General features: G+C 35.1%; 13 protein-coding genes, 1 other RNA gene and 1 pseudogene. 6 read left to right on the top strand and 9 right to left on the bottom strand.

The window, feature by feature from the left end:
- Nucleotide 1: 1 nt before the first annotated feature.
- Nucleotides 2-928 carry a lipase secretion chaperone gene (locus CDA10_RS02315; RefSeq protein ID WP_089603900.1) on the top strand — a complete coding sequence of 309 codons (927 nt, stop codon included), beginning with the start codon at nt 2-4 and terminating at the stop codon, nt 926-928.
- 271 nt (nt 929-1199) lie between these two features.
- On the opposite strand, the gene CDA10_RS02320 is transcribed toward CDA10_RS02315, so the two are convergent.
- From CDA10_RS02320 to ssrA, 6 genes and pseudogenes are all read right to left on the bottom strand, one after another.
- Entirely contained in the window at nt 1200-2090 is an 891-nt protein-coding gene (locus CDA10_RS02320) for a LysR family transcriptional regulator (protein ID WP_228704584.1), read from the bottom strand.
- A gap of 51 nt (nt 2091-2141) precedes the next feature.
- A complete protein-coding gene (locus CDA10_RS02325) occupies nt 2142-3494 on the bottom strand; it encodes an MFS transporter (RefSeq protein WP_089603902.1) in 1353 nt (450 codons plus the stop codon).
- Between the two features lie 47 nt (nt 3495-3541).
- Nucleotides 3542-4831: a salicylate 1-monooxygenase gene (salA, locus tag CDA10_RS02330; RefSeq protein WP_089603903.1), complete on the bottom strand. Its 1290-nt coding sequence runs from the start codon at nt 4829-4831 to the stop codon at nt 3542-3544.
- A gap of 485 nt (nt 4832-5316) precedes the next feature.
- A complete protein-coding gene (locus tag CDA10_RS02335) occupies nt 5317-6519 on the bottom strand; it encodes a Fic family protein (protein ID WP_089603904.1) in 1203 nt (400 codons plus the stop codon).
- 357 nt (nt 6520-6876) lie between these two features.
- Nucleotides 6877-6966 (bottom strand): annotated as a pseudogene (locus tag CDA10_RS16960) (Arm DNA-binding domain-containing protein); the annotation flags it as partial.
- A 178-nt stretch (nt 6967-7144) separates the two neighbouring features.
- Nucleotides 7145-7503, bottom strand: a transfer-messenger RNA (tmRNA) gene (ssrA, locus tag CDA10_RS02345).
- Nucleotides 7504-7633: 130 nt separating this feature from the next.
- Here ssrA and glpK point away from each other — a divergent pair.
- Nucleotides 7634-9118: a glycerol kinase GlpK gene (glpK, locus tag CDA10_RS02350; RefSeq protein WP_089603906.1), complete on the top strand. Its 1485-nt coding sequence runs from the start codon at nt 7634-7636 to the stop codon at nt 9116-9118.
- 130 nt (nt 9119-9248) lie between these two features.
- Here glpK and def read toward each other — a convergent pair whose 3' ends face one another.
- Nucleotides 9249-9728 (bottom strand): peptide deformylase, encoded by a 480-nt coding sequence (gene def / locus CDA10_RS02355; RefSeq protein ID WP_089603907.1) that lies wholly within the window; start codon nt 9726-9728, stop codon nt 9249-9251.
- Nucleotides 9729-9912: 184 nt separating this feature from the next.
- Between def and CDA10_RS02360 the strand changes: the two genes are divergently transcribed.
- Nucleotides 9913-10116 carry an amino acid transport protein gene (locus CDA10_RS02360; RefSeq protein ID WP_089603908.1) on the top strand — a complete coding sequence of 68 codons (204 nt, stop codon included), beginning with the start codon at nt 9913-9915 and terminating at the stop codon, nt 10114-10116.
- Nucleotides 10117-10130: 14 nt separating this feature from the next.
- Here CDA10_RS02360 and CDA10_RS02365 read toward each other — a convergent pair whose 3' ends face one another.
- Entirely contained in the window at nt 10131-11234 is a 1104-nt protein-coding gene (locus CDA10_RS02365; RefSeq protein WP_157909337.1) for a GGDEF domain-containing protein, read from the bottom strand.
- 842 nt (nt 11235-12076) lie between these two features.
- Between CDA10_RS02365 and CDA10_RS02370 the strand changes: the two genes are divergently transcribed.
- Entirely contained in the window at nt 12077-13579 is a 1503-nt protein-coding gene (locus CDA10_RS02370) for an outer membrane protein transport protein (protein WP_089603910.1), read from the top strand.
- An 89-nt stretch (nt 13580-13668) separates the two neighbouring features.
- Here the strand turns inward: CDA10_RS02370 and CDA10_RS02375 are convergent, their stop codons facing one another.
- Nucleotides 13669-14283: a carbonic anhydrase gene (locus tag CDA10_RS02375; protein WP_089603911.1), complete on the bottom strand. Its 615-nt coding sequence runs from the start codon at nt 14281-14283 to the stop codon at nt 13669-13671.
- Nucleotides 14284-14609: 326 nt separating this feature from the next.
- Between CDA10_RS02375 and CDA10_RS02380 the strand changes: the two genes are divergently transcribed.
- Nucleotides 14610-15644 (top strand): alpha/beta fold hydrolase, encoded by a 1035-nt coding sequence (locus CDA10_RS02380; RefSeq protein ID WP_089603912.1) that lies wholly within the window; start codon nt 14610-14612, stop codon nt 15642-15644.
- Nucleotides 15645-15654: 10 nt separating this feature from the next.
- The gene (locus CDA10_RS02385; RefSeq protein ID WP_089603913.1) at nt 15655-16665 is read left to right on the top strand and encodes a hypothetical protein; all 1011 of its coding nucleotides are present in this window, start codon (nt 15655-15657) and stop codon (nt 16663-16665) included.
- The last annotated feature ends 7 nt before the right edge of the window (nt 16666-16672 follow it).

Genomic DNA, 16672 nt, shown 5'->3' on the forward strand with positions numbered 1-16672 from the left:
TATGAATAAAAGACTATTGCTAACAATTATTATTGTTTTAGCGGTCTTGGTTGCCATTGTAGTTTGGAAGAGCACAGCCTCTTCCGCTACAGTCCAGCAAGCAAAGCCATCATCACCTGACTCATCATCAACGCATACGACCGATGAAACGATGACAAATAAAAGTAAGGATGAACTCCTCCAAACAACCCTATTGAAACAATTACAAACGCTCCAAAAACAACCGGGAAATATCACCCAGTTTCTCAATGACTTCAATGCAAACTGCCATGTAGAAGACTGTAATGCTGCACTAGCCAAAGCATTAGCAAACTATCCTGATCAGACATTTGCACAATTGGTTGAGAATCTAATAAAACGTATGCCGCAATATGAACAACGTATGCAAAGTACAATATTATCAACGTCTTTATCACCCAAAGAACGTTTTAATACCTTATGGAAAATAAGAGAACAAACTTTGGGGCAAGCAGAAGCTATGCTTGGCTTTGGACAAGAGCGTGATTATGCAGATTATCGTTTTGCATACCAAGACTTAGCACAAAATCAGAACCTTAGTGCTGAGCAACGTTTAAAAGCTTTTGAAGAATTACAACGCCAACACCCAAATACCAATCAACAGGAAAGTAAAATCGGGCTTTATGAGCAGGCTGTGACCCTCCTCAATCAAGGTCAAAATAAGTCTGCTGAAACAGAGCGTTTAAAGCAGGAATTACAACAGCGTTATCTCACGCAACAGGAACGACAAGATATTCAACAACGAGACCAACGTGAAGTACAGCAGCAGCAACAAGCCAACCAGTATCAGCAAGCCTTAAATCAGTTACAACATGAAATGGAGCCATTAAAAGCCCAACTCCCTGATGCTGAATGGCAAAAACAATATCAAACACGTTTAGAAAATTTACGTTCAAAAATGTTCCCTTAATATTCATTGAGCCATTTGTATGATTAGTATCGATGGCTCAATGATTCAGCTCTCTATGCTGTAATTTTTATAAAAAGTATTTATAAAATTTAAATTTATATAATCAATTGTTTTTTAAAATAATCTAAAAACATTAGCGTGTGCTGTGTATAGTTTTTAGATCGAAGAAAAAGAACGCTTAAGAATTTTTAGACTGTGCGAACTTTAATCAAGCAAGAAATATAACGTTGAATCAATTGGTCGTCTTCAACATTCAAATACACAACAATGCTTATAAACGCTGAAAAATATTTTGTAATGTTTGAATAAACCAAGTACGGGCTTCCAAATCATCACGATGATTGTACCAATTTGCACTGATGTTAAATGGCTTAACTGTAAAAGGTAATTCAAAAACATTCACATCACTATTACGTTCATATACTTTCGCTGCACGCGAAGGGAGCGTAACCAATAATTCAGAATGAGTAACAACATCTTGTAAGACACTAAAATGTGGAAGCTCAAGCATAATATTTCTTTTTAAACCTAACTCTTTAAGCCTTTGATCAATCTCAATATGCCCTGTAGATGATTTAATTGCAGCATGTCTCTCTTCTAAATATTGTTCTAAACTTAGTTGATGTTGTATACGTGGATGCTTTTTATGTGCAATACACATATAACGCTCTTCAAACAAATTCCGTGATTCTATTTTTGGCATGACGGTATAACTACTATTAAATACCGCAACATCTAAGAAACCATCAATCAACCATTGTTCTACTTGATTCGATTGTATTTCTTCTATTTCAATCTTTATAAATGGGGCTTCTTTAGAAAGATATTGTATGAGTGAAGGAAGTAGGCATATTTCCCCCAAATCAGATAATCCCAAACGAAATATTCGACTCGAAGTGTGTGGATTAAAACGTTGTGAAGCACTAATCGCCATTTCGATTTCAGCAACGGATTGGCTAAAACTTGGATATAAACTTTGTGCCAATTTAGTCGGCTTAACCCCAAACTTATCTCGTTCAAATAAAGGATCATTTAAAAATTTACGTAAACGATTCAAATTATAAGTCACGGAAGGTTGGCTTAAATTCAACCGTTCAGCCGCGTGACTAATATTTCTAGTTTCATAAACAATAATAAAAACTTTTATCAGGCTTAAATCAATCAACTTAAATATCTCGATAAAATCAGGGAAGTTTCCTTCCCCGATTCGTCTTTAGACTTGTACAATTGAGGTTTTTAATCTTGTTCTTTTCAGACGTAAATACATCATCGAAACACTCATTACTGCAATCATACAAGGAATTGCAAGTGCAATAAAATTATATTGAATAGGTAAACTTAAACTGAGCAACCAACCACACAAGATCGGCCCCAAAATAGCACCTAGCCGTCCAACACCTAAAGCCATCCCTAAGCCCGTTGCACGAATATTGGATGAATAAAATTGAGACATATACGCCAATAATAGAATTTGCCCACCAATAGAAGCTGCTCCTGCAACTGCAATACAAATATACAGAATAAAAGTAGGTAAACTATAACTGAGTAAAAATAATGCAACCGCACCACTCAAAAACAGCGTACATAACACCTTAGCTAAATTAAAACGATCAGCTAAGTAGCCACCACCAATCGCACCCAACATTCCTCCAATATTTAAAGCTAAAAGGAAAACCAAACTCGTAGATAAATCATAGCCAGCTTCAACCATTAGTTTAGGCAACCAATTTCCTAAAGCATAGACGAGAACCAGTGCCATAAATACACTTCCCCAAAATAAGAGTGTGATTGGACCACGGTTTTCAGCAAATAAATCTTTTACTGGGGTCTTAGATGCAGTCTGATTTTCATGATGTAAACTAATTTTCGTCTGGGCATTGTATATAAGACGACCATCAATTTTTTTAAGAATTTGAAAAGCTTTTTCAGTTTTATTATTACGCACCAAATAATCAATTGATTCTGGCAGTAACAACCAAATCAGAGGAACTAATAATAGTGGAACTCCACCTAAAAGAAACATAATCTGCCAACCAAATTGTGGAACTAACCACATACCCAATAAAGCTGAACACATTCCTCCCACGGCATAACCACTAAACATCAATGAAACTAAAGTTGCACGTAATTTCTTAGGTGCATATTCAGTCATCAATGCAATCACATTGGGCATAACACCGCCTAAACCAAGCCCTGCAATAAAACGGAAAATACCAAAACTTTGAGGATTAGCAGCATAACCACATAGCAAAGTAAAACTACTAAATAAACATATACATAAAATAATTAATTTTTTCCGACTAAATCCATAACCTTCGAGTTTATCGCTAAGACTACCAAAAATGATTGCACCAAACATCATCCCAAATAAAGCGATACTGCCAAGAAATCCAGCAGTGATGCTATCAATTTTCCATTCCACCATCAGCTTTGGAAGTGCCACGCCATAAATAACTAAATCATAACCATCAAAAATAATGATCAGCGCACTCAATAAAATTACACGCCAATGAATCGCTTTTAATTGAGCATGATCAATGACTTCATTTGCATTAATATTTTGCATTACAGACCTCCCTGGTCATATAGATTGCAATTTTTTATTTTAGAGACCTAACTTGCCATTTTGAGCTGCTGCTCTATATCGAGTTGCAAAGCCGCTGTAGCATTTTCAATATCTTGTTCAAGTGAGTGTTGCCATAACCAATCAAAACGATGAGTTAAGTGTTCACCCACTGTTTCAAAATTTGGATAATCCGCTGAATAAAGCTCATAAATTTCACCTGATTCGTGTGAAGTATTTTGAACTTTAACCGCACGCTCCAAGCGCACTTCTTCGTAGATTCTTGACACCAATTTAATATTTTTTACACTAAGCTGTGGATGAGCGAGTAAATTGGCCAAAATCAATGCATCTTCCAAACCCTGCCCTGCACCCGCTCCTTGATGCGGTAACATGGCATGTGCAGCATCACCAATTACTATCACATTTTGATTTAAATTTTTATAAGTACTTAGAGGCGCTGTCTGATGCAGTGCCCAAATCGTTGGATGTTCAATCAGATTCAATAATGCATTACAACTGTCGCTCCAATCTGCAAAATCATCTAACATGTCCTGCTTAGAAACTGGTTTAGTCCAAGGCGTATTTTCTGGTAATGTGGTTTGGCTACGATCTGATTTAAAGGCAACAATATTAATTTCTTCTCCCTGACGAATCGGAAAAGTAAGAATATGTTTATCTTTTCCTAACAACATTTGTGGTACTTCAGCTAACGCTAAGTCATTACCAAGCTCTTTTATTGTTTTTTGAAAATCTTCAAATTTAATAATGCCGCGGTACGCCCACGTTCCAGAAAATTCAGGACGAATACGTTCGAGCTGATGCGAATCAAGTACATGATTTCTGACAATAGAATGAATACCATCGCATCCAATCAAGTAATCACACTCGATCTGCTGTCCATCTGTAAATTGAACTGAAACCTGAGAATCGGTAGCATCTATTTCTTGTACACGCTTATTAAAATGCACATTTTTCTGTGGAACTAATGGAATCAATGTATCTAGAAAATCTGCACGATGTACAGATGACTGGCCTACATTTTGCGCTATAGAAGCTGATAAATACTCATCTGTATAACCGTTACGCCATTGAAACCAAATATCTGTAAAGGGTGCTTTTACCTTATCTGCGATACTTTCGTATTCGTTCCCTAATCCCAATAAATGAATCGCTTTCACAGCATTTGCGCCAAAAGAGATTCCTGCACCAATTTCAGAAAATTGTGTTGCCGCCTCATACAGATGTACATCTAAATTTTGGTTTTTCACCAATTGTGTCGTCAGTGCCAATCCTGCTATACCGCCACCAATCACAACAACTTTAATCTTCTTGTCCATTTTTTAGTACTCCTTACTAAATTGCTTATGTCTCCATCATTGGTTATTTTTTAAGATTTATCCAATTTATATTTTTTAATAAAAACTATCTATTTTTTTGATATTTCAAAAAGTAAAACATAACTAAAAATTTAATCTTTCGTATAACCTTATTGCACAATGATTTAGAAATTAAGCTAGCTCAAACGATTCAACGTTTAAGATATGAATCACAGGATATGGCTTAGGTATAAAAAGTCGATACAGTTCAAGATTCATTCTCACATAAGAAGATGAATGCACTTTTGAATTGGCTAGATAAAACGGAGATGGAGATGAGGATACAAACGGTTTGCCATTCAGGATAATTCAGCCCAGTAAATGGGTGAAATGAGAACTTAACTCCGATTGTAGAATAGAAATTCTGTCTTTAAATGTATAAATAAGAATAGTATTTCAAATACCTTTCCTTGAGTTAAACTATGGTAAATGCTCTATTAAAGCGATCATTTATTGTATTCATTCCCCATAATAATCAAACCATCCTGTTCAAATAAAAAGCTTAGCTCAACAAGTTTATCGATGTCCCTATAAAATGTTCTTTCGGTCTTTCCATCATATAAACTTTGAATTTGTGAAATACGATAAAGTTCTGCTTTTGACAAAAATTTATGACTTTCCCCAATGACTCTCATTACATTATGAATAAGGTTAAATTGCCGATCTGAAATTTCTTTACTAAATTTGGCATTATTTAACGCGGTTTGATAAAGCAAAAAGCTTATTAATTTGTTGCTTTCATCATGTAAATACTCAATGGTTTCAAACATGCCATTTAGTATAAATTCAATAAGTGGTTGATTAGCATTGCCTTCTTTTTTATCAGCCTGTTTTCTACAAAGGTTAAATAAAGCAAAATACTCATGAATATTGGTTTGATAGTATTTCCAAATAGCGGATGAACTAAATCTATATCCTGATTGTTCAAGTATAAACATCTCAATTAAACGCCCAGTACGTCCATTTCCATCCCAAAATGGATGAATTAACTCAAAATAATAGTGTGCTAGCCCCGCTCTAATGATCACAGGTTGGTTGATTATATTTGGACTGTTTAACCACTCTACCCATGCTTGAATAAGATATTCAATATCTTCTATACATTTTGGCGGCCTATATGTACCACCATGAGCATCATTACCAACGATTGTTTTTTGAGTTGGTTGATTATTTCGCAACTGACCTGCTGGATTATGCTGATCTTCTAAATTTTGAGATACAAGTATATGTAGTTGAAACATCGTAGAAAGCTCAAAAGACTTTCCATTTGTAGGATTTAATTTTTTTGAACTGGATTTTTTTATCCACTCAATAGATTCTTTTAAATTGGTTAACCGTCTTTCTTCTGACTTTTGAATCGTCTTAGGGTCTTGTTTTAATATATTCGCTGTTTCTTGTTCTGTGAATTGCCCACCTTCAATAGTATTGGTACTGTAGATACTGCTTGCTAATACCTTATCTTGTACTTGATCAATAATTAAAGGAAGACTTGGAGTTTTATTAAAGCGATTTTGTGAATCATTGACACGATCAAGCATTGCTTGAACTTGGCTAGGTTCAAAGCCTAATTGGAAAGTAAAAAAGCCTGATTTGTAAGTCATGACTTTTAATGTAGTATCATTTATCCATGTTTTACTTTGTTCAGGCATATTGTGTCAGAAAAAATGTCAAAGAAAATGTCAAAATATTAATATTGTATTTCATATATTTAGTCAATTTTTAAATCAGAAAATGTCAAAGAAAATGTCAAAGAGTAAAAAACTATATTTTTAGTAATAAACATCAACCAATTAGCAAGATTCTTTATAAATCATATCTATTCATCACAACTACAAACAACTAACAAAGGAAGTGATTTAAAATGTATTTCCCTGCTCCATCATTTAGTGGGCATTGTATCTTGTAACAAGTATCTATTTACATCTAACCATTCTCTAATCAGTACATCAAACGCGACTTTATTTACTCTAACTCATGGCATTTTCTTTCTTATTTGCTAAATCTCTATCCAACTCCCGATATTCTTTTTCTTCTGCTTCGAGATTGGCAATTGTAGTATCAGACAAAGGACGGCGTTTTATTTCTGATCTTTTCACGGCTTGTAGACCAGTCAGTTCAATAAAATGTGCAATGTACAAGACAGTGTACACGGTATTGTACACTATAGCTAGTTATGTTCGGTTATGTTTAGGCAAGAAAAAAGGCTTAAACCCTTAGGATTCAAGCCTTTTGCCTTTAAAACTTGGCATATTTTGCCATGTTTTGGAAAGTATTTGGTGGAGATGGCGGGAGTTGAACCCGCGTCCGCCAACACTACACTCGAGAATACTACATGCTTAGATATCGTCAATTATTTTAACATTAAGTGACCCGACGAACAGGGTACAAAACGCGATCCTCTAAGTTTAGTACAAAGCCCCGAGGCTTGACTTTATACGGACTTGTGTGCGTGCGCTACAGTCGGGTTCACTAACCACAAGTATTCAGTGAAGCGGACAAGCTGCCCTTAGGCAGCTAGAGCGTAAGATTCGTCGTTTGCGACTAAAATATGCAAATTTGATTTACGAGAGAAAATGCGCTCTCGGCATGCATCTATGAGCTTCATCATCAGCGTCGAAGCCAATAACATCCCCAGATAACAACGCTATCATAACATAACTGTTATAAATTATGCAGATAATTCATTACAGTTATAGTAAATCACGCGTTTAATTATATAATTACGTTACTATCAACATTTTACAAGAGTTAAAACAAGAAAAGATGAGCTATTTACTCGCACTTGATCAAGGAACGACCTCTAGCAGAGCAATTATTTTTGATGAACATGGAAAAGTCTATGCATCTGCCCAGCGAGAAACACAAATTAAGACACCGCACTCAGGTTGGGTTGAACAAGATGCTATGGAAATTTGGACAACACAAATTGGGGTCGTTCAACAAGCCATTGCATCAGCGAGATTACTTGCCAAAGACATCAAAGCACTGGGTTTAACAAATCAGCGAGAAACAACCATCGTTTGGGATAAGCGCAGTGGACGCCCACTTGCACCGGCAATTATATGGCAAGACCGGCGTGCAACAGATTGGTGTAACCAACTTATTCAAAATGACTATGCTGCTAAAATTCATAAAAAAACAGGGCTAAGAATTGACCCTTATTTTAGTGCAGGAAAGTTAGTTTGGTTATTGGAAAATGTCGATGGTTTACGTGCACTTGCTGAACAAGGTCATGTTGCTTTTGGGACTGTAGATAGTTGGCTTATTTGGAATTTAACACAAGGTTCTAAGCATGTAATAGAAGCCAGTAATGCTTCTAGAACCATGTTGATGAATCTAGAATCTCAACAGTGGGATTCTGAATTAATTGAATTATTTAATATACCTACATCCGTTCTTCCTAAAATTATTCATTCTGATAGCTATATAGCAGATACTGCTTCTGGTTTATTGGGTGCAGAAATTCCAATTTGTGGTGTTTTAGGTGATCAACAATCCGCTTTATTTGGTCAATCTTGTTTTGAAGCAGGAACAGCAAAGAATACCTATGGTACAGGTTGTTTCATGCTTTTTAATACAGGTACTCAGATCCAGTTTAGTAAAAATCAATTACTGACAACCTTAGCATGGAGTTGTCAAAACCAAGCACACTATGCACTTGAAGGTAGCGTTTTTATGGCTGGTGCTATTGTGCAATGGTTGCGGGATGGCTTAGGAATTATTGAAAATAGTGCTGAAGTTGAAAGTCTAGCTCGCCAAGTGACTGATACAGATGGCGTGGTACTCGTTCCTGCATTCACTGGGCTGGGTGCACCACATTGGGATAGTGATGCACGTGCCCTACTTTGCGGAATGTCTCGTGGCACAAACAAGTCTCACATTGCCCGTGCTGCATTAGAATCTATTGCATTTCAAGTTTCCGATGTCTTAACAGCAATGCAGTCTGATATTTCACAACCGTTAAAAGAGTTACGTGTTGATGGAGGTGCAAGCCAAAATGATATGTTGATGCAATTTCAAGCTGATATTTTAAATGTGCCTGTTTTACGTCCAAAACTCTTGGAATCAACCGCTTGGGGTGCCGCTGCCATGGCAGGATTAAAAGTGGGAATTTTTAATGATTTAAGTGAAATATCAGCATCATGGAAATTGGATAAAGCCTTTGAACCCAATATGAGTGATGATCAACGGCAGTATCATTTAACTTTATGGAATGAGGCATTACAACGTACAAAATCTCATGCTTAATCAAAGCTAATCTTTTAATTAAGTGTGTAATATCCAGAAATTTTCTACGGCATCAGACACACAGTTACAGCAATTTTTAACTGTGTGTTGATAAAATGATGTGAAGCACAAGTGTAATAAATACCGTCCGCTAAATGCGCTCTATAAATAATATCCCATCTAAATGATCCACTTCATGTTGTATGATTCGAGCTGGAAAGCCCGTGAAATCCTGTGTTATTTTTTCGCCATCTAAGGTGAAATATTGCACGGTAATTTGCTCTGCTCTCTCAACTTGCCCTCTTTCATTTGGAACGCTTAGACAGCCTTCTTCACCTAAAATGACGTGTGCTGATTTTTGAATAATTTCAGGATTAACCATCACAATTGCATCCATTTCAGGTGCATCTGGGTATCTTGGATTTGCACGAGAAGCAACAATAATCATTCTTTTCGAGATATAAACCTGCGGCGCTGCGATCCCAACACCATTCCGCTCTAACATGGTTGAATGCATCGCTCTAGACAACTCTTTTAGCCAACAACTTGAAAACTCTGTTTCGATTACTGGTGCAGCAACTAAATTTAAAATCGCTTCACCACGTTGGGCTACAGGTAAAATCGTCGTCATTTTTATATATTCCAAAATCTTGTAAATATAATTTATAGTATCTAATTAAAGACACTTTTGACTCAATGCAAATCATGTATTTTATCAAAAAGATATTAAGCATCAAAAAACGATAGTATTGTAAAAATTAAGAAAATTTTAATCTTTAAAATTTATAAGCATTTAACACTTTGAGAGTCAAATCATGAACAGTACTCAACTATTATTCGGCGTCCTATTTGGATCTATTGGTTTAGGTTATTTTATATATGGAAAGAAACAAAAAATTATTGTTCCATTTGTCGTTGGCATTTTACTCATGACTTATACTTATTTTGTTGAAAATACTATGCTTTTAGTGGGAATAGGTAGCATTTTAACAATATTACCGTATTTTATTCGCTTATAATGAAACGATTCATTTTATACGATTTCTAAATGATGCCTTACTTGATTTCGTCCACAACTTTTCGCCAGATATAAAGCTTGATCAGCTAAGCGGACAATATTTTCATGACTATCTTCTTGATTTCCAATAGCTATACCTAAGCTTGCAGTAATACTGATACATAAATCATTATGAACTTGAACTTCAGTCTTTTCTATTTGATGACGGCACCGCTCAGCAACTTCTTTCACCACACTCAAATTATCTTCATTTAAAATTAAAATGAATTCTTCACCGCCAAAACGTCCAACCATATCTTTATGACGAATATTTTGTGCCAAAATTGAAGCGACACGACGCAGTACACGGTCTCCGATATCATGACCATAACTATCATTAATCGTTTTAAAATGATCTAAATCTAATAAGACAATTGAATAAGACAGCTCATGTTTATCTAGCATCGAAAGCTTTTCAGAAATGCTTCTTCTGTTATAAACGTTAGTCAATCCATCTTTTTCACTAATAATTTTAATTTCCTTTTCCCTATTTCTCCATTGATTTAACAGTATTTCAAATAAGCTTGTGCACATAAAAAATATTGGGAAATATAGGAATGCCATACTTCCAACCCAGTATGTATTTTTATAAATATTACTGGTGTTTAATTTCTCACTAAATACTGGCGCATATTCAATTTGGTTAATCGCACTTAAATAGATCAAATACAACAATGCGATTGTTGATGGAAAAATGACAATATAGATGTATTTGCGTTCTATAAATAAGAATCCTAAAGAGACAATACTAATATAACCCCCAATAGTCGTTGGGCTGGTTATTCCTATAGAAAATGCTGCATGTATATACACCACTGTAAATATAGAAATAACTGTCAGTGGTGTAATCTGCTTTAAAAGTTTGATATGACGAAATTTATAAAGACCAAGCAAACCAATAAAAGTAAGACCAATCGTGATACTAATTTCAGTAATTCGCTGCAACATATAATCAGGACGAATCCATTCACGAACTTCTGGTGTGATATAGCTATAAACACACCACACGAGCCATACGATTTGATCTAGCCCACTCAATAATAATATTAGTAAACTTTTATCAAACGCACTCCAATTCATCATCATTCCTTGTGGAACAATATTCAGCAATTTCGCCTTGATGGATTGAAAAAATGTCAGCTTCATAATTTTAATGACTAATTTTTAAGGTCTTTATTTGATAAGAAATAATATTAACATTTATATTTCTTTTTTATAGCATTTGTTGATTTTTTCCAAGTAGAAATAAAATATGAATAAAATTCAACCACAAATTTTACTTTTTATGTTGATTAAGCACAGCCTAGAACCCCAATTTTTTTGATATTTTCTTATTTTAGTATCGTGCCAAATGTAGAAAACGATTCCAGAAAATTGAGTTTGATATACATATTATTAGCAACATCTCTATCACAATCATTTTCTCCAAAGATTTTTATTATGGTTATTTCACCATTAAAAATTCCAATAAATATCAATATCTTTTTATAAAAATTAATATCTATCCTGTTTACAATGAATAGTAAAATTCAAAAGAACCTATCTTTTAAAATACTCAATCAGATGCCTAATAAGCTTCAAAAACTCTGGACATCAAATTTCTTCAGATGAAATCTCCAGTATTTTTAAGAAATATCGAATCACTTAAAATATCATTTTTCGCAATTTTTAATATACATAACCAACATAATGATAACCACTTATCATATTTTGATATTTTTAAACACTTTGACTCGAAGTGTTAAACTAGCTAGTTCACTTTTTTTTTGTTAATTCACTTGCTAGAGTATTTACTCTTATTTTTTATATGTTATTTTGTAAAAAGAAGTAACTTTGAGTTATTTTTAGACATTTAAATCGCTTCTAGTTTGCTCATTAAGCGCTTCAAAATATTCATTTTATTATATTAGGGAAAAATTAAAATGAAATTAAAAAATTTAACAATCGCATTGATTGCGGCAACCGTACCAACGACAGGTGTTTTTGCTGCTGCATTAGACCGTTCAGGTCAATCTATTTCAGCATTTCTACAACCAAACAACTATTTTGAAGCTGGAATTTCTGTTTTAGATCCAACTGTTGAAGGTAAAGAAGCAGGAACAAGCCAAACTCGTAATGACATTGGCGATATGGGTGATGATTACTATTTCCCATCTGCTGCTGTTAAACTTCAATTAACAGACAAAGTTTCATTCGGTCTTTTATATGACCAACCTTTTGGTGCAGATGCTGCTTATCATGGCGATAACGTATTCGTATCAAATTCAACAAATACTGTTTTACCTGCTGCTTCAATGGCTGCAATTCGTACAAGTACAATTGACAGCACATTTAATGCTTTAACTGCTCAACAACGTGTTGGTGCAACTCTACAAGCTCAAGGTGTTGATTTAACTACAGCTGCTGGTCAAGCACGATATGCAGCAACACTTACAGCATACAACACAAATGCAGCAACTAAAGCTGCGATTGATGCAGGCGTTAAACAAGCTGTAACGTCAAGAGTTGATGCTGGGCTTGCTCAAGTAAACTCAACACTCGGTAAAGGCAACACTAAAGTTGAAGTAGATACTCAAAACATCTCTATGATTTTTGGTTTCCAACCAACTAAAAACGTGAATGTTTACGCAGGTGGTGTTTACCAAACGATTAAAGGTAATGTAAGCCTACGTGGTCAAGCATACAGCCTATACAATGGCTATGATGCAAGCATTAAAGAAACTGGTGGTGCGGGTTGGTTAGCTGGTGCAGCATTCCAAATTCCTGAAATTGCTTTAAAAGCGTCTGTAACTTACCGTTCTGAAATCGATCATGATGTAGATATCAATGAATCACTTTCAGCACTTGGTGCTTTAGCATTATTACCAAATGGCGCTGCTGCTGTTGCTGATATTGCAAATGCAACAGGTAAAACAACGATTACTACACCTCAGTCTGTTAACCTTGATTTTCAAACAGGGATCATGGCGAATACAGTTGCTTTTGCTAACGTACGTTGGGTGAACTGGAAAGACTTCTCTATTCAACCATTGAAATTTGGTAAAGTTTCACAAGCTGTTGGTCCATTAGTTGGTCAACCAAATGGCTTTAACTTAGTTGAATATTCAGATGATCAATACTCTGCAACTGTTGGTGTTGGCCGTAAAGTGAATGAGCAATGGGCGGGTAACGTTTCTGTAGGTTGGGACTCTGGTGCAGGTAACCCTGTTACAACACTTGGTCCAACAGAAGGTTATTGGAACCTTGGTTTAGGTGTTCAATATAGCCCTACACCATCAACCTTTATTGCTGGTGGTGTTAAATACTTCTGGCTAGGTGATGCTAAAGCTCAGACTGGTGCTCAAGCTGGTACAAGTCAATACGTTGCAGACTTTACTGACAACAATGCAATCGCTTATGGTTTAAAACTTGGTTATAAATTCTAAGAATTTATAATGATAAAAAATCCCACAATTTTGTGGGATTTTTTATGTTTTTAGCATTTTAAAATAAATCAAGAATCTAATTTTCAAACTTAAAAATCGTAAAAAGAAACTTCACCTGTTTCAAGTGAATACTCAGCACCGACCACTTTTAACTTACCTTGTGCGATGAGATTTTCTAATACTGCTGAGCCATGACGTAATTGATTTACAGAAGCAAACACATTTGATTTTACTGCATGCATACATAGCTTCTCTAAATCATCCTTTAACTCAGTTTGCATCAAGATTTCAACTGATGGACGTACACGATTTACAATCGACATTAAGTTTGCCGATGAGGGTGCATTTGGGTTTTGAAGTGCCTCAATCGTAGAGTGAATCGCTCCACAATGGCTATGCCCAAGAACAACAACCAATGGACAACCAAAACTATCCGCAGCAAACTCAACACTTCCTACTTGTGAAGGAGCAACGATATTCCCTGCCACGCGAATCACGAATAAGTCACCAAAACCCTGATCAAAAACCATTTCCGCAGGAACACGAGAATCAGAACAACCTAAAATGATCGCAAATGGTTCCTGACTATCCACCATTTCTGATCGCTGTTGATGCGTCAAAAATTTAGTCAGATTTGTTTCACCATGTGCAAAACGTTCATTACCTTGTTTCAATCGTTCTAAAGCTTCTTGAGCAGTTAGCATGTGTATCTCGTTCCATTGAGTGGAGGTAGAATTTAAGTTTAATGCTGTAGAATATGAAAGTCACTGACTAAAAATAAACTCTGTTACAATTTTTGTTAAATGACATGATCATCATTAAAATGCATATTTTTGCTTATTATTATCACTTATTGCTTAATAATTGCAGAAATTATCACAAAAAATATGATGAATTCTCTCATCATGCACTTCCTTCTTTGGCAAAAAATATACAAATATAATCAACTCAGCAAATGCTGAAAAAATTAAGATCATCAATAATGTATTTGCTTTATATAATGGTAAACCATTAGCAAGGAACTAAATGAATGTCTGAACTGTCCAATAAAAAAATTCTTCAATTTTTAAGAAGCATATTACTCAGCCTATCTACAATTGGATCGCTTACTTTTGCTAGTCATACCTTTGCTGCAAGTAGTACACCTGAATATGTTGATTATTTAAAAATTGTGCAAGAAGAACGCGCTTGGGCTGGTTTAACATCAAAAACTTTGCGTGTAGGTGATGTCGTTTGGTCATATAGCGAAGGTGGCAATAAGAACAAACCTACGGTTCTACTGATTCATGGCTTAGCCAGTAGTCGCGACACATGGAACACTATTGCAAAATCGCTCACGCCTTATTATCACGTGATCATTCCTGATCTGCCTTCTGCTGGTAGTACACAAGTTCCTGAAAATTTCGATTTATCCGTTCCAAACGTTACTGAACAACTGCGACGTTTTATTGAAGCGGCACATATTCAAGACAATTTAAATATTGCAGGGCACTCATTGGGCGGTACAGTTGCGATGTTCTATGCATCACAATACCCTTTTGATACCAAAAGCCTTTTTCTCATGAGCACGGGTGGAATTTTTAAAAATAACAATACTAACTACTTAAAGAATCCGATCTATTTAAAACAATTGTTAATTACCCAAAAAGGTGATTTAGACTTTGTTATGAAAAAGGTGATGTTTGACCAACCTTTTACGGCCAGTATCATCCGAAATGAACAAGAAAAGCTATTTATTGCTAAAGCGCCAGACACTGCAAAAATTATTAATCAAATTGATGCATTAAACCGCCTTTACACCCCTGCTACCTTTACAACGATGGTAAAGAGTATTGAAGCTCCAACGCTGATCTTATGGGGAAATCAAGACCAAATCGTTAATGTTGATGTTGCAACTGAATTGAAATCAATTCTAAAACGGCCTGAAGAACCTGTTCTTTTAAATCGAGTAGGTCATATGCCACTTTTAGAAGCACCAGAGCGCGTGGCAGATTACTATTTGAAATTTTTAAATAAAGTTCAACCTTTAAAAAACCCTCTAGCCGATCAGAAAATGTATAAATAAGGTTTATATCTTGAAAAATAATCTTGTTGAACAACTTATAGAAGCTCAATTGGCCTTTTTTGACCAAGAGTTTTCACAGCCAGAAACGATTAAAATTGAATTTACCGAATTTTATCATTGGTTTAGAAAACAAACTTTAAAAAATACTTGGTCTTTTGAATTCATTAACCAACTCATTCAAAAACAAATATTAGCAACACCTACTAGTCATTTTTTAATTGATCAAATTGCTGAGCATATCCATTTTGCATTAATTCACCCAAGTAATGATGATACTTTCATAGAAGATATTATTCCCGTCCTCACCATTGATAAAATTGCACAATACATTGCAAGCAAATCTAGTCATCGCCAAGCTTTGATTAAGCGTATTGTGAATAATCCTTCATTTTCAACCATGCTGACGCAACTTATTCATCATTCAATTCAGGATTATATTGATAATTCAATGATGAATAAAAAAGTGCCAGGCGTAGGCCGTTTTATGAAAATGGGGAAATCCGTTTTAGAGTCGGTTACTGATACCAATTTAGATGATACGGTTAAACATTACTTACAGAAAAATATCATCAAAATTAGCCAACTCAGTGAACAAGTCATTAATCAACAATTTGATGATCATAAGCTCTATCATTTTCAAGCCAATCTTTGGCACAAAATCAAGAAAGTCCCTGTAGGTACATTACGCCGATATATTGAAGTCGATGATTTACCCAATACTGTCGAAATGGGACATGAAATTTGGGAACATATTCGCCAAACCGATTATCTAAAAAAACAAGTTCACGATGGTATCTTTGCTTGGTATGTACGTAATGAAGAACGCCCTTTTGATCTTATTTTAAGAGATATCAATATCGATGAATCTTTGATTCAAAATGAATTACAGACGCTGCTTGAACCTGTTATTCAAAACATGATTTCTTCAGAACATTTAAAATCGCGTGCTCGTCATTATTTAGAAAAGTTTTATTACTCAGATGAGACTTTGAAAATCTTGAATATAGAAAAAGGCGCATAATGCGCCT

It is taken from the genome of Acinetobacter piscicola (assembly GCF_002233755.1).
Classification (GTDB): Bacteria; Pseudomonadota; Gammaproteobacteria; order Pseudomonadales; family Moraxellaceae; genus Acinetobacter; species Acinetobacter piscicola.

Bases quoted from the DNA above. Each gene is read 5' to 3' on its own strand.
- CDA10_RS02315 (WP_089603900.1), top strand. From the start codon at position 2: ATGAATAAAAGACTATTGCTAACAATTATTATTGTTTTAGCGGTCTTG.
- CDA10_RS02325 (WP_089603902.1), bottom strand. From the start codon at position 3,494: ATGCAAAATATTAATGCAAATGAAGTCATTGATCATGCTCAATTAAAA.
- salA (WP_089603903.1), bottom strand. From the start codon at position 4,831: ATGGACAAGAAGATTAAAGTTGTTGTGATTGGTGGCGGTATAGCAGGA.
- CDA10_RS02335 (WP_089603904.1), bottom strand. From the start codon at position 6,519: ATGCCTGAACAAAGTAAAACATGGATAAATGATACTACATTAAAAGTC.
- glpK (WP_089603906.1), top strand. From the start codon at position 7,634: ATGAGCTATTTACTCGCACTTGATCAAGGAACGACCTCTAGCAGAGCA.
- def (WP_089603907.1), bottom strand. From the start codon at position 9,728: ATGACGACGATTTTACCTGTAGCCCAACGTGGTGAAGCGATTTTAAAT.
- CDA10_RS02360 (WP_089603908.1), top strand. From the start codon at position 9,913: ATGAACAGTACTCAACTATTATTCGGCGTCCTATTTGGATCTATTGGT.
- CDA10_RS02365 (WP_157909337.1), bottom strand. From the start codon at position 11,234: ATGAATTGGAGTGCGTTTGATAAAAGTTTACTAATATTATTATTGAGT.
- CDA10_RS02370 (WP_089603910.1), top strand. From the start codon at position 12,077: ATGAAATTAAAAAATTTAACAATCGCATTGATTGCGGCAACCGTACCA.
- CDA10_RS02375 (WP_089603911.1), bottom strand. From the start codon at position 14,283: ATGCTAACTGCTCAAGAAGCTTTAGAACGATTGAAACAAGGTAATGAA.
- CDA10_RS02380 (WP_089603912.1), top strand. From the start codon at position 14,610: ATGTCTGAACTGTCCAATAAAAAAATTCTTCAATTTTTAAGAAGCATA.